The sequence below is a fragment of the Boudabousia marimammalium genome (assembly GCF_001936115.1).
Classification (GTDB): Bacteria; Actinomycetota; Actinomycetes; order Actinomycetales; family Actinomycetaceae; genus Boudabousia; species Boudabousia marimammalium.
The window spans coordinates 147,151-159,506 of sequence record NZ_MPDM01000004.1 but is presented as its reverse complement, the minus strand read 5'-3'; the positions used below and the strand labels follow the sequence as shown (position 1 = coordinate 159,506).

Annotated in this window: 13 protein-coding genes and 2 tRNA genes; 11 read left to right on the top strand and 4 right to left on the bottom strand. The window is 54.3% G+C overall.

Features of this window, described 5'->3' with window-relative positions; genetic code table 11:
• Positions 1-795, top strand: a complete 795-nt coding sequence (gene uppS, locus BM477_RS04940; protein ID WP_075361554.1) for a polyprenyl diphosphate synthase — start codon at positions 1-3, stop codon at positions 793-795.
• Here the strand turns inward: uppS and BM477_RS04935 are convergent.
• Positions 792-1,187 (bottom strand): Fur family transcriptional regulator, encoded by a 396-nt coding sequence (locus BM477_RS04935; protein WP_075361553.1) that lies wholly within the window; start codon positions 1,185-1,187, stop codon positions 792-794. The two genes, uppS and BM477_RS04935, sit on opposite strands and share 4 nt — an antisense overlap.
• A gap of 180 nt (positions 1,188-1,367) precedes the next feature.
• On the opposite strand from BM477_RS04935, the gene BM477_RS04930 reads away from it, so the two are divergent.
• The 3 genes from BM477_RS04930 (at position 1,368) to dusB (ending at position 5,397) form a co-directional block, all read left to right on the top strand.
• Positions 1,368-2,762, top strand: coding sequence for a glycine--tRNA ligase (locus BM477_RS04930; protein ID WP_075361552.1), 1,395 nt, complete (start codon positions 1,368-1,370; stop codon positions 2,760-2,762).
• Between the two features lie 19 nt (positions 2,763-2,781).
• Positions 2,782-4,140 carry a YibE/F family protein gene (locus BM477_RS04925; protein WP_245792873.1) on the top strand — a complete coding sequence of 453 codons (1,359 nt, stop codon included), beginning with the start codon at positions 2,782-2,784 and terminating at the stop codon, positions 4,138-4,140.
• Positions 4,141-4,212: 72 nt separating this feature from the next.
• Positions 4,213-5,397, top strand: coding sequence for a tRNA dihydrouridine synthase DusB (gene dusB, locus BM477_RS04920; protein WP_075361633.1), 1,185 nt, complete (start codon positions 4,213-4,215; stop codon positions 5,395-5,397).
• Here the strand turns inward: dusB and BM477_RS04915 are convergent.
• Positions 5,394-6,605, bottom strand: a complete 1,212-nt coding sequence (locus BM477_RS04915; RefSeq protein ID WP_143230210.1) for a hypothetical protein — start codon at positions 6,603-6,605, stop codon at positions 5,394-5,396. The genes dusB and BM477_RS04915 overlap by 4 nt on opposite strands.
• A gap of 122 nt (positions 6,606-6,727) precedes the next feature.
• Here BM477_RS04915 and BM477_RS04910 point away from each other — a divergent pair, with 122 nt between their 5' ends.
• The 5 genes from BM477_RS04910 (at position 6,728) to BM477_RS04890 (ending at position 10,757) form a co-directional block, all read left to right on the top strand.
• Positions 6,728-7,978 (top strand): deoxyguanosinetriphosphate triphosphohydrolase, encoded by a 1,251-nt coding sequence (locus BM477_RS04910; protein WP_075361550.1) that lies wholly within the window; start codon positions 6,728-6,730, stop codon positions 7,976-7,978.
• Between the two features lie 30 nt (positions 7,979-8,008).
• Entirely contained in the window at positions 8,009-9,946 is a 1,938-nt protein-coding gene (dnaG, locus tag BM477_RS04905) for a DNA primase (RefSeq protein WP_075361549.1), read from the top strand.
• A gap of 42 nt (positions 9,947-9,988) precedes the next feature.
• A tRNA-Ile gene (locus tag BM477_RS04900) sits at positions 9,989-10,062 on the top strand.
• Positions 10,063-10,086: 24 nt separating this feature from the next.
• Entirely contained in the window at positions 10,087-10,623 is a 537-nt protein-coding gene (locus BM477_RS04895; protein WP_075361548.1) for a hypothetical protein, read from the top strand.
• Between the two features lie 59 nt (positions 10,624-10,682).
• A tRNA-Asn gene (locus BM477_RS04890) sits at positions 10,683-10,757 on the top strand.
• On the opposite strand, the gene BM477_RS04885 is transcribed toward BM477_RS04890, so the two are convergent.
• Complete coding sequence (locus BM477_RS04885; protein ID WP_075361632.1) at positions 10,716-11,054, bottom strand: helix-turn-helix domain-containing protein; 339 nt, start codon at positions 11,052-11,054, stop codon at positions 10,716-10,718. The genes BM477_RS04890 and BM477_RS04885 overlap by 42 nt on opposite strands.
• A gap of 35 nt (positions 11,055-11,089) precedes the next feature.
• Between BM477_RS04885 and BM477_RS04880 the strand changes: the two genes are divergently transcribed.
• Entirely contained in the window at positions 11,090-11,371 is a 282-nt protein-coding gene (locus tag BM477_RS04880) for a helix-turn-helix domain-containing protein (protein ID WP_143230209.1), read from the top strand.
• A gap of 78 nt (positions 11,372-11,449) precedes the next feature.
• Here the strand turns inward: BM477_RS04880 and BM477_RS04875 are convergent, their stop codons facing one another.
• The gene (locus tag BM477_RS04875; protein ID WP_075361546.1) at positions 11,450-11,779 is read right to left on the bottom strand and encodes a hypothetical protein; all 330 of its coding nucleotides are present in this window, start codon (positions 11,777-11,779) and stop codon (positions 11,450-11,452) included.
• Positions 11,780-11,926: 147 nt separating this feature from the next.
• Here BM477_RS04875 and BM477_RS04870 point away from each other — a divergent pair, with 147 nt between their 5' ends.
• Positions 11,927-12,352: a sigma factor-like helix-turn-helix DNA-binding protein gene (locus tag BM477_RS04870; RefSeq protein ID WP_075361545.1), complete on the top strand. Its 426-nt coding sequence runs from the start codon at positions 11,927-11,929 to the stop codon at positions 12,350-12,352.
• Positions 12,353-12,356: the final 4 nt, after the last annotated feature.

Genomic DNA, 12,356 nt, shown 5'->3' with positions numbered 1-12,356 from the left:
ATGTCCAAGCGAGTTCCAGACCCGAGAGAGAATATTTCGCTTCCTGAAATTGGCGAGGGGGACAGGCTCAGTATTCCTCAGCATATTGCCATCATTATGGATGGTAATGGCCGGTGGGCTAACCAGCGGGGGCTTCCTCGCACTGCCGGACATGAAGCCGGTGAGGACGCCCTGATGGACACAATCGCTGGCGCTATTGAAGCTGGTGTCAAAGTCCTTTCGGTTTACGCCTTCTCCACTGAGAACTGGAAGCGATCTCCCGCGGAAGTGAAATTCTTGATGGGATACTCCCGGCGGGTGCTCCGGAGCCGCTGTGATGAACTGGATGCTTGGAATGTTCGGGTGCGCTGGAGCGGGCGTCGCCAACGCTTGTGGAAATCGGTTATTAGTGAGCTGGAGCGGGCTGCAGCCCTGACGAAAGACAACACTGGACTCACCCTCGTCATGAACCTGAACTACGGGGGACAAGCTGAACTAGTTGACGCGGCTCGGGGCCTCGCTCAAGCTGCCGTGCGCGGAGAAATCAACCCCGATCGGATTACGGAAAAGACCCTCGCCAAGTATCTTTACCTGCCTGACTTGCCCGAAGTGGATCTACTTATTCGCACTTCTGGAGAGCAAAGAATCTCCAACTATATGCTGTGGCAGATTGCCTACGCGGAATGTGTTTTCGTTCCCGAAGCCTGGCCAGATTTCGGACGGGAAAACCTCTGGCGGGTCCTTGATGATTACACGCACCGGGAGAGACGCTTTGGGGGCGCAGTAGATCAGGTGCAAAACTTGGAAGGCAGCTAGGCTTTCTTCTTAGCCGCGCATTCCTTGCATAGGCCAATCATGTCAGCGGCGTGCTGCACTTCAGTGAAATCATGCTGATTGGCGACCTCATGTACCCAGCGTTCCACGATCTTGGAAGAAATCTCCACGGCCTTATTGCATTCACGGCAAATCAAATGATGATGATGCTCCCAGCCGGTGCACCGGCGGTAGAGAGCTTCGCCGTCAGCTCCCCGGACAACATCTACTTCCTTAGCCTCAGCCATTTGCTGCAGGGTCCGGTAAACCGTGGCCAAACCAATCGTGTTTCCTGACTTGCGCAAGTCGTCATGAAGCTGCTGTGCGGAACGGAACTCATCGAGCTCTGATAGCAGTTGCTCAATGGCGGCGCGCTGGCGAGTCATTCTTTGCATGGCAACCAATCCTTTACTGATGGCTTTATTGTTCCCTAGATTTTACCTCAAATCATGGCAATCCTCACGAAGCACGAACAGATACCGTGCCAGAGTGGGACTAGTAGACAAGACAGGATAAACTAGCAATCGACACGTCAGCCAGATGTGTTTTCAACCAGAATATTAAGGAGAACGAGAGTGGCACAGAGCAGCTCGCGTCTAGATAGCGTCATTAGCTTGGCAAAACGCCGTGGCTTCGTCTACCCTTCGGGCGAAATTTATGGAGGCACACGCTCTGCCTGGGATTACGGTCCTTTGGGCGCTGAACTGAAAGAAAACATTAAGCGACAGTGGTGGGCATACATGGTCCGCTCACGCGATAATGTTGTCGGTCTTGATTCTTCCGTAATTTTGCCCCCGCAGGTGTGGGAGGCTTCCGGCCACCTCAAAGCCTTCACGGATCCTTTGATCGAGTGCCTAAGCTGCCACAAGCGGCAACGGCAAGATACCCTGCAAGAAGCCTATGCGGCAAAGCACAATATTGACAACCCCGACACTGTTGAGATGGAAAATGTGGCCTGCCCGAACTGTGGTACGCGCGGTCAATGGACTGAGCCGCGGGCATTCTCCGGCCTCCTTAAGACCTACCTAGGTCCGGTCGATGACGAGTCCGGACTGCACTTCCTACGTCCCGAAACTGCCCAGGGCATTTTCGTGAACTACGCGAACGTGCAGACCACTGCTCGTATGAAGGTACCTTTCGGAATTGGCCAGATTGGTAAGTCCTTCCGTAATGAGATTACCCCCGGTAACTTTATTTTCCGCACCCGTGAGTTTGAGCAGATGGAGATGGAATTCTTCGTCAAGCCCGGCACCGATGAGGAATGGCACCAGTACTGGATTGATCAAAGGATGGCATGGTACACCGACCTGGGCATCGACCCGGAGCACCTGCGCATCTATGAGCATCCGCAGGAGAAGCTCTCACACTACTCAAAACGCACCGTTGACATTGAATACACTTTCGGTTTCCAAGGCTCTGAATGGGGTGAACTGGAAGGCATCGCAAACCGTACCGACTTCGATCTTTCCACTCACGCGGAACACTCGGGCTCGAAGCTGGAATACTTCGATCAGGCGCAAGGCGAGCGTTTTGTGCCCTACGTGATTGAGCCTTCCGCTGGTCTTACCCGCTCCCTGATGGCTTTCTTGGTGGAAGCCTACACTGAAGATGAGGCCCCCAACACCAAGGGCGGTGTGGATAAGCGCATCGTGCTGAAACTGGACCCGCGCCTGTCCCCGGTGAAGGTCGCGGTTTTGCCGCTTTCCCGCAAGGCTGAACTGACTGAGCCAGCGAAGGAACTAGCGCAGCAGCTGCGTCAGTTCTGGAACGTCGACTATGACGATGCCGGCGCAGTTGGTCGTCGTTACCGTCGGCAAGACGAGATTGGCACCCCGTACTGCATCACCTACGATTTCGACTCCCTGGAAGATCAGGCTGTCACCATCCGTGACCGTGACACCATGGAGCAGGTCCGGGTGCCTCTCGCCGAGGTGCAGAACTGGCTGGCAACCCGCTTGCTTGGCGCTTGATTATTCACCCAGTGAAACTATGAACGCGCGTCTAGATTCCGGGGCCGAGGGCGAGGGGACACAACCCGCCCTCGGCCCCGGAATGCCTAGTCGCCGAAAACTATCGCTTTCCAGTCAGGCCGAGGGGGATTCCCCTAGTGCTAACTCCGGCCGGAAGGACAGCTCGCATTCACATGACCATAATCAGCCCCTGGTCTTAAGCCCGCAGGGGCGCAGGCGGATTAGAGTTCTGCTTACCGCAGTTGTGGTGCCCTTGATTCTGGTAACCCTCTTTGGTCTGGTTTGGCTGTGGCCCTCGAATGTGCCACAGATTGGTTCGCAGCCATTCATTGAGGCCGGCCAGCAGGTTGAGATTGTCCAAGTCGTAGATAGCTCAGCTTGTGCCACCAGGCAGCTGGAACAAGCGCAAGCAGAGAATCTGGTTTGCACTAGGACAGAGAAGGAACAAAAGGCTGTCTGGGTGCATATCCCTCCGGAAGTTAGCTCCGGTCTGCAAATAGGCCACCGCGTCAAAGTTATTAAGACAGAGAACGTGCTACCGGGCACCGGTACGGATCAGAGTATCAATCTGGGCCAGAAAGACTTCTACGTGTACCTTGATGGGGAAAGAAGCACCCCTTTGATAGCTTTGATAATCATCTATCTGGTGCTGGTTCTAGCGGTAGCCCTGAAGCGTGGCTTGCTGGCAATGATTGGATTGGCAGTTTCCGTAGCCACAATCGTATTGTTTATGGTTCCCGCTTTGATGTCTGGACAATCCCCACTGTTGGTGACCTTGGTGGGGGTTTCAGCGATGATTCTCGCCTCGGTCTATATTGCGCACGGGGTTTCCATTAAAACGACGACCGCCTTACTGGGCACCTATTTTGGTTTGGCAGTGACAACTCTGGGGGCGCTTTGGGCAACCAGCGCTCTGGTACTGATAGGCAGTGGAGACGATATTCAAAACCTCTCTGCTGCGCTCCCGCAAGTTTCCCTTTCTGCACTCATGACCTGCGGCATTATGATTGCGGGCATCGGTGCGCTCAATGATGTCACCATTACTCAAGCTTCTGCCGTATGGGAGTTACACCAGTCAAATCCGGAGGCCAGCGTCTGGTCGGTATTCCTGTCGGCGATGCGTATTGGCCGTGACCATATTGCTTCCACCGTTTACACCCTTGCTTTCGCCTATGCAGGTACCGCATTGCCACTACTGATGCTGGTCATGTTAGTGGACCGCCCCTGGTGGGGGATTCTGAGTTCCGGCCAGGTCGCAGAGGAACTTGCTCGCACCCTGGTCGCCTCGATTGGTTTGGTGCTGGCGATTCCGCTTACCACCCTCTTGGGTGCGGCTTTGGCTCCAGTTGCGTATTCTGCTTCAGATACAGACAATTAGCGGGCAGTTTCCTCCCCGTGCTGGGATAATCAAGCTGAGAAAGGTTCAGTGTCTATTTTGTCGCCACTTTCAATTGGTCGTTTACAACTGTGGGTGCCAGTGATTTTAGCTCCCATGGCGGGAGTAACTAACGCGCCTTTCCGTCGTCTCTGCCGGGAAGCTGGCGAAGCCGGCCTGAGCGCTGAGCTGGCCGCTGACTTGCCGAAGGCACAGAAGGGAATCGACGCGCCTGCCGGTCTTTATGTCTCCGAGATGATTACTTCGCGTGCTCTAGTGGAAGAAACCCCTGAGACCATGCGGATGATTACGCCTGACCCGACTGAACGGGTGCGCTCCATCCAGCTTTATGGCGTGGACCCCGCCACTATGCGTCAGGCCGCTCAAATGCTTTGCGAACGGGATCTAGCTGACCATATTGACATGAACTTCGGCTGTCCGGTACCCAAAGTCACTCGCAAGGGTGGAGGCGCTGCGCTCCCTTGGAAGCATGAACTTTTCGCTGCTATCGTGCAAGAAGTTGTGGCCGCCGCGAAACCCTACGGGGTGCCGGTGACGGTGAAGATGCGCACCGGCATTGATGATGACCATATGACTTTTGAACGCGCTGCGCTGCTTGCGCAAGATGCTGGAATTGACGCGGTCGCTTTGCACGCCCGTACTGCCGCGCAACACTATTCAGGGCAGGCACACTGGGATCAGATTGGTCGCCTCGTGGAAATGCTGGACATTCCGGTACTGGGCAACGGTGACGTCTTTGAGGCAGATGATGCTGTCAACATGATGGAAGATACCGGCTGCGCAGGCATCGTAGTGGGTCGAGGATGCCAGGGCAGGCCCTGGATTTTCACCGACCTAACTGCGGCTTTGGCAGGCTCTAAGCAGCGGGTTAAACCGGATTTGCAGACAGTCGCAGAGATGATTTTGGAGCACGCGGATCTGATGATCGCAGAGTTCGGTTCAGAGAACCGGGCGATGCGGGAAATGCGTAAACATATCAGTTGGTATCTGCGTGGCTACGCAATCGGTGGGCCACAACGCCATGCTCTCCATTTGGTGTCGACCAAGCAGGAACTACAAGACCGCTTGGACGCCCTCGACCTCACCCAAGCCTATCCGGAGGCGGCCCAAGGTAAGCGCGGCCGCGCCGGCGGAGAGAAACGTCCCCATCTGCCCGAAGGATGGCTGGACTCCCCGGAACTTAACGAAACACAAAAACTGCAATTAGCTGACGCTGAAATTGATGCCTCAGGAGGCTAAGGGGCGTCAAACCAAGCGCATTCGCCCGGACGTACCAGCTGCGAATCAGGATCCGTATGATCCAAGACGAGATGTTCAGAAGAGAGCAGGGGACGCATCCCACTGGGGACCGTAATCACCTCATCTGAAGTGTTCAATACGGTCAGAGTGTGGGTACCAACTTGCACCATTACGTCACGGTTAGCCCAAGGTGCGCCCTCGACCCAAGCTAGGGAACCAACCCCCAGTCCGCGAGCTAGACGCAAACGCGCGGCCGCGGTCATCATGGTGCGGTAATGGGCGATATCGTCGGCAGTCATGGCTTTGACACTGGGCTCAGCGAGAAGCCACGGCAAATCAAGAATGCGGTTGCCGCGGAAGTAAACCACGCCGGGTAACGCCATTGCCAGCATCGTCAACGCGCGGCGGCGCCGGCCCGAATCATGCTGGTACCAGGCTTTAGTCATCTCCTGCGGAACAGTGTCGGTGAAGGTGGAGGAGGTGCGCCACACACTGACCTGTCCCAACTCGTTTCGGCTGTCCAAAGTGCGCGTAATCCGGTCACGAATCGACTTCGCATCCCATGCTACGTCCAGCAATCGGTTGTCCCGCAGATGATGGAACAGATAGGAATCTAAGTAGTGCTGGTAAGTGCTCTCCGGCTGAATCAGTGCAAAGCCGCCAACAATCGAGCCAGGGTGATGATTATAGGCGAACTTGTGAATCGCCTTCACTAGAGAGTCAAGCTGATTCAGGGATGACTCATGGGAAGGATCCATTTCGGGGGCAATCAGGAAGCCTAGGTCGATGCCGTCAGCGCCATGTTGGAGGGCAAATCTAGCGCGTTCCAAGGTTTTTTCGGGACCCTTTTCGAAATACCGGAAGGCCGAGGGGGACTCAGTGAAAACCCCGTTGATGAACTCTCCGCCACCGGAAACCCGGACAATGGTACGCATCCCGGTGTTTTTAGCTTTTTCAATCAGATTGGTTAAAGGAGTCGAATCTGCATCAAAATCAAGCTGTGAGGGGCGCACCAAAATGGCGGTGCAACCAACTTTCGCATAGTCGCGGAGGCTGCCGCTCAGCCAATCCAGTTCTGCAGCTCCCATATGGCCAGGAATATCCGCAATTATGCCACTTTTCCACCATGCCGCGGAGTGCCTGAGGGGCGCATGCACCAAGGTGGAAGTGATTGGTGGCGGTTCTGTCGAACGGATTGTCTCATTCACGTGTTCTATTGTCCCTAATTTTCTACAAAGATGCCATAATTGGAGCTAGTTGTTTTACGGATTTTGATCTGTTAAGGCTATCTCAGACAGCTAGCTAGTTTGCAGGTCCTTGGAGGAGATTAATGCGGCGCTACGAATATTCTGAAGCCGATCAGATGAGAGCACATTTTGAGTTGCCCAAATCGCCGCTGCGTTCAGCTTTTGAAAGAGACCGGGCACGCGTCTTACATTCGGCGGCATTGCGTCGTTTGGGGGCGAAAACGCAGGTGCTGGGTCCCTCTTCTGATGACTATATTCGCACTCGTTTGACGCACTCCTTGGAAGTCTCGCAGGTGGGTAGGGGACTGGGGAAAATGCTTGGCTGTGACCCCGATATTGTTGATGCCGCCTGCTTGAGCCACGATTTAGGGCATCCGCCATTTGGTCACAATGGGGAGCGTGCCCTAGCTGAGGTGGCTAAAGACTGCGGCGGCTTTGAAGGAAACGCGCAAACCCTACGGCTTTTGGTGCTCCTCGAACCGAAAGCTGTCGCAGCAGATGGTAGCCCCGCCGGTTTGAATCTGACCAGGGCCGGTCTGGATGCCACCATTAAGTATCCTTGGGCTGCAGGAGAATGCCCAAAGGGTAGCCATAAGTTCGGCTACTATGACGATATTCGGGATGTCTTCGAATGGGCAAGAGAAGGTGCGATCCCCGGGGTAAAATCTATTGAAGCCCAGATTATGGATCTCTCCGATGACATTGGATACTCCGTCCATGACGTTGAGGACGCTGTCCAGACCGGCTATTTGAACCCGAATCCATCAGCTTGGGAAAATCTCCGCGCTGATATTTTTGCTTCTACACAAGCTTGGTACGGTGCGCGTTTCTCTGCTGACGATCTCGATGCCGCCTTGCGTCGTCTTACCGGGGAGCCTTGGTGGGTGCATGATTTTGACGGCACTTATGGTGCTCTCGCACGGCTGAAAGATATGAGCTCTCAGCTGATTGGACGTTTCGTGACTGCCGCAGTAGAGCTTACCCAAGAGATTCATGGCACGGATCCGCTGGGTCGCTACGCCGGTCGGATTGAGGTCCCCGCGCAGACGCAGGCGGAGATTACCGTGCTGAAGGGCCTGGCCACACATTTCGTCATGATGCCAAGGGAAACTGAGCCTATCTACCTGCAGCAGCGTACCCTCATCTATGATTTAGCGGATGCCTTCTGGGAGGCGGGTCCGGACCGGATGGAGCCGCTCTTTGCCGCCCGTTGGCGGATGGCTGAAAACGATGCACAGCGGATGCGTGTGGTAGTTGACCAGATTGCTTCCATGACGGATAACTCCGCTAATCAATGGCACGCCAGCCTTTGCGGAATGCTGTCAAGCCAATAGTCGGCTTGACTCACCAGATAAACTATTGTCATGGCAGGTTTGATAAAGCGCGAAGATATTGCGGCGGTCCGTGAGGCCGCTAGTATCCGCGATATTGTGGGTGAACATGTTTCCTTGCGTCCTGCCGGTATGAACTCCGAGAAGGGCCTTTGCCCTTTCCATGATGAGAAGACCCCATCTTTCCATGTTCGGACCGAACTGAATGTGTGGCATTGTTTTGGTTGCGGCGAAGGCGGAGACGTAATCTCTTTCGTGCAAAAGCTGCATCATCTTTCTTTCACTGAAGCAGTAGAGTATTTAGCTGATAAGACCGGCATTACTTTGCACTATGAAGAAGGTCAGGGGCCGCGCCGTACCGAAGAGCCGGGACGTCGGCAACGCCTGATTGAGGCTCATCGTCTGGCGGAGCAGTTCTTCCAAGAGCAGCTGGCCACCCCGCAGGCACGGGCCGGTCGTGAGTTCCTTGCCAGTCGCGGTTTTGACCGGGACGCGGCAGCCAGATTTGGAATCGGTTACTCTCCCGATAGTTGGGATGCGCTGTCTCGGCATCTGCGGGGGCGGGGCTTCACAGAAGCTGAACTGGTGGCATCTGGTTTAGTTTCGCAGGGCTCACGCGGCACCTATGACCGTTTCCGAGGGCGTCTGATGTGGCCAATCCGCGATATCACAGGCGCGACAGTGGGATTTGGTGCCCGCATCTTAACCGACGCGAAAGACCAGCCTAAATACTTAAACACTCCAGAGACAGCGATCTACAAAAAATCGAAGGTACTGTACGGGCTTGACCTAGCTAAAGGAGATATTTCAAAACTGAAACAGGTCGTGGTGGTGGAAGGCTACACCGACGTGATGGCAGCCCACCTCGCTGGCGTTCCCACCGCGGTAGCTACCTGTGGCACGGCATTCGGGTCTGAGCACGCCAAGATTTTGCGCCGGCTGATTGGTGAAAGCATGGACTCAGCTTCCGGCGTGGTCCTTTCTGACGGGCAGGTGCGTGGCGGTGAAGTAATCTTCACTTTCGACGGTGACGCCGCCGGACAAAAGGCCGCCCTGCGGGCTTTCGCGGAAGACCAGAACTTTGCCGCGCAAACCTATGTGGCAATCGAAAAGAGCGGCCTAGATCCTTGCGATCTGCGCCTCCAACAGGGCAATCAGGCGGTCGTTAATCTAGTTAACCAGCGTGAGCCGCTATTTGCTTTCGTGATTCGGACCGCCTTGAGCGGCCTAGATTTGAACACTGTGGAAGGGCGCGCCACCGGCATGCGGGCCGCAGCTCAGATCGTGGCGGGCATACGTGACGCAGCCTTGCGTTCTGGTTATGCCCGTGAGCTGGCCGGCTGGGTTTCCTTACCGGAAGATGAGGTACTCAAAGCTGTCCGCTCCTACCGTTCACGTTCAAGGCAGGGCAGCAGCCCCCAGCAGTTCGCTGGCGGCTCACCGCAGACGCCCTCGGCCCGTCCCTCCCCGCGTCGTGGCAAGACCTTGCAAGATCCTGTAATCCGTGCCGAGGGGGAAGCCATGGCGGCCATCTTGCAAAGGCCGGCCGCCGCGGTGGAAGCAGATTTCGATAGCTACGCTAGCGATGTTTTCACGGTGCCCACTTTGCGGGCGGTCCACGACTTGATTCGCTCCGTCGGGGGAGTACGCCGTTTCCAAGAACTCCTGATTGAAAGCGATGAATCCCATGCGGTGAAACGCTGGAATGAAGAGATTCGTGAGGCCTCAGGCGGGACCTTGGATGGAGCTTTAACTAGCCTAATGGTGAAGTCGCTGCCTTCGGACTCGGTTGAGGGGGAGAAACGCTTCGCGGTTAGTGTGATTAAGAGCATTTACCGGATGTGGTTGACCCGCCAGATTGCGGATCTGCGGGGCGCCTTGCAGCGGGCTTCCGGAGATGACGAGGAAGGACGCAAACTCTTCACTCATCTGATGGAACTGGAACAGGTCCGACGACAACTAGGTAACTGATAGTTCGCTTTGCGGAAGAAAATTCGTTACTCTATACGCGTCGCCCCGATAGCTCAGTCGGTCAGAGCAGCGGACTCATAATCCGTCGGTCCTGGGTTCAAGCCCCAGTCGGGGCACTTTTGCTATCTTAAGGAGGCGCTATGGGCTGGTTTGGTCGCTCATCATCGAAAAATGTAGCTGGAAGCGAGCCCAAAAACAGTCAAATGCCAGCGGCTTTAGCTGCGCTAGTGCCCGAAGGACAGGCGCAATCCGCCCAAACGACGGCAGCTGGGAAATGGGTAGTCGTGAACTCTGCCGGCGTACATCTGGTGGGTGAGGTTTTGGAAGAATCTGTGCCCTGGTACATGATTGAACGCATGACCTTCGCGGGTAAGCAGCGAGAACTGAAGCTGTGGTGGACTAACCGCTCGGTTGAACCAGTCGCATTACAACTGTTGGATAGGGACCCTCGTGAGTTCATGGACACGGCACAGGATCATCTGGAGCACTCTCTAGTGATGGTTCGTCAGCGTCAGGTCGAGGGTGGTTCGATTACTGGCACAATCCGCCGCGATGAAGCTGGAGAACTCTTTATTGTGATATCTACCTCTAGTGAAAAAGTTAGGGTAGAGGACTCTGTGCTGGATGATTTTGAGCGAGAATTGCGCGATTTGGCGGGGATTCAAGACGCTGAATGAGCGGGTGTTTTTTCGAGTTGTGCAGGCGTGAATTATCATGCTAAAGTTTCTTCTCGTAATCCCGCGTAGCTCAATGGTAGAGCATCCGACTGTTAATCGGACGGTTGCAGGTTCGAGTCCTGCCGCGGGAGCCAATCACCCCCGGTGCCGTAAGGTGCCGGGGGATTAGTGTATCTGCCGCTATTTCCACGCGGTGGAGTTACTAAATCTGCCACGCTAACGCCTAACAACTGTGCGACTGCCCCCATCTCATCTAAAGTCCACACTAATGACCCGTTCCAACGCCTACTAACTTGCGATTGTGTCATATTTAACATTCTGCCTAGTTTGACCTGATTTATTCCAGCCCGTGCAGCTTCGGCGCGGATATTGGCGGCAACAATGCTTGAAATTGTAGGCGTTTCAGTGTTTGCAATAGTTAATGTAGTCATGCCTACAGTATGCGCCACGCGCATAACTTAGGCAAGTGAAGCGTGACACGCCGCGTGTCGCCCGCATAAAACTTGCGCAAAACGCATATATTGAGCGCATGGGCAAAATTAACACTCTCGTTACAAGCCGAGTTAATGACTGGCTTGAATCAACTGGCGTGCGTCAGGTGGCACTTGGCCAGTCTTTGGGCATTTCTCAGCCCCAAATCTCGCGCCGCTTAAAAGGACAAATTTCGTGGACATTAGGCGACGTAGAAAAACTTGCTGAACTCGGAGCGCTCAGCACTCCGCTAATCGACGAAGGAGACGATGAATGAGCAAAAAATTAGTAATAACTGCAACTTGTGAAGCTTGCGGTGAGCCTAATGTTGTAAGCGTTCAGGTTTTAGAATCTGCTAATCCTCATACAGGAATTCAGCTTTTGCCGCTTCAACATCTTCAATCATCTGAATCTCCAGAGAGCCGTCATGGTCATTCCATACGAGCTCCACAACAAGTAATCTCTGCTCTGGCGTCGAGGGCCAAGTATCAAAGTCCCACAGCGTCCACCGGCGAATCGCTTTCAGATTCAAAATATCAATCCCGTAATGGCCGCCAGCACCACGGGGAATGTCAAAAGCAAAAATGCCACGGCCGTACATCAGCGCGTAATACACGTCTTTTACTTCGTTTCGTGGAAACCATAATGCGTACATCTTTGAATGCAAATCTACAAAAGTGCCCATGCGGTGATTGTACCGCCCTTGGTGATTCAAGGACATCAAAATGAGAATCTTTGAGACTTTAACTTTTATCGCCGCTATGGCTTTGCTTGGCCTGTTGACTGGCTTTGTGTTCGCTGAACTCGGCAACGCGATTGTGGGTGCTTACTGATGCCAGGAGTAACTTTTGAATCTAATCAGTTTTCCGCGATTAGACGGAAGATTAACCTTGTTGAAAAGCGGGTGCAAGCTGAGCGTCCTGATTTGGCGCTTGGTCTGATTAAAGGTCTGCGCTATGCCGTTGACGGCTTGGAGAATCGTCTGGCAATCACGTGCCCTAAGATTTTAGATCCTGAGATTAGAGGGTTTATTGATTGTCTGACTGAGCGTGAGGCCATGGTGCTTGCTATGCGTTACGGACTGCTTGGGTACCCGCCGCAAACTCTGAAGTTCATTGGTGAAGTTTTCGGAGTCACAAAGGAGCGCGTCAGGCAGGTTGAATCAAAAGCATTAGCTAAGTTGCGGCACCCTCAGAATCGTAAACGTGCAGAGGGCTTTCTTAACTATGTGTCCCAACTATCTAAAAGGAATGTTTAACAAA

Excerpts from the sequence above, each read along its gene's own strand:
- uppS (WP_075361554.1), top strand. The coding sequence starts at position 1 with ATGTCCAAGCGAGTTCCAGACCCGAGAGAGAATATTTCGCTTCCTGAA.
- BM477_RS04935 (WP_075361553.1), bottom strand. The coding sequence starts at position 1,187 with ATGCAAAGAATGACTCGCCAGCGCGCCGCCATTGAGCAACTGCTATCA.
- BM477_RS04925 (WP_245792873.1), top strand. The coding sequence starts at position 2,782 with ATGAACGCGCGTCTAGATTCCGGGGCCGAGGGCGAGGGGACACAACCC.
- BM477_RS04910 (WP_075361550.1), top strand. The coding sequence starts at position 6,728 with ATGCGGCGCTACGAATATTCTGAAGCCGATCAGATGAGAGCACATTTT.
- dnaG (WP_075361549.1), top strand. The coding sequence starts at position 8,009 with ATGGCAGGTTTGATAAAGCGCGAAGATATTGCGGCGGTCCGTGAGGCC.
- BM477_RS04895 (WP_075361548.1), top strand. The coding sequence starts at position 10,087 with ATGGGCTGGTTTGGTCGCTCATCATCGAAAAATGTAGCTGGAAGCGAG.
- BM477_RS04885 (WP_075361632.1), bottom strand. The coding sequence starts at position 11,054 with ATGACTACATTAACTATTGCAAACACTGAAACGCCTACAATTTCAAGC.
- BM477_RS04875 (WP_075361546.1), bottom strand. The coding sequence starts at position 11,779 with ATGGGCACTTTTGTAGATTTGCATTCAAAGATGTACGCATTATGGTTT.
- BM477_RS04870 (WP_075361545.1), top strand. The coding sequence starts at position 11,927 with ATGCCAGGAGTAACTTTTGAATCTAATCAGTTTTCCGCGATTAGACGG.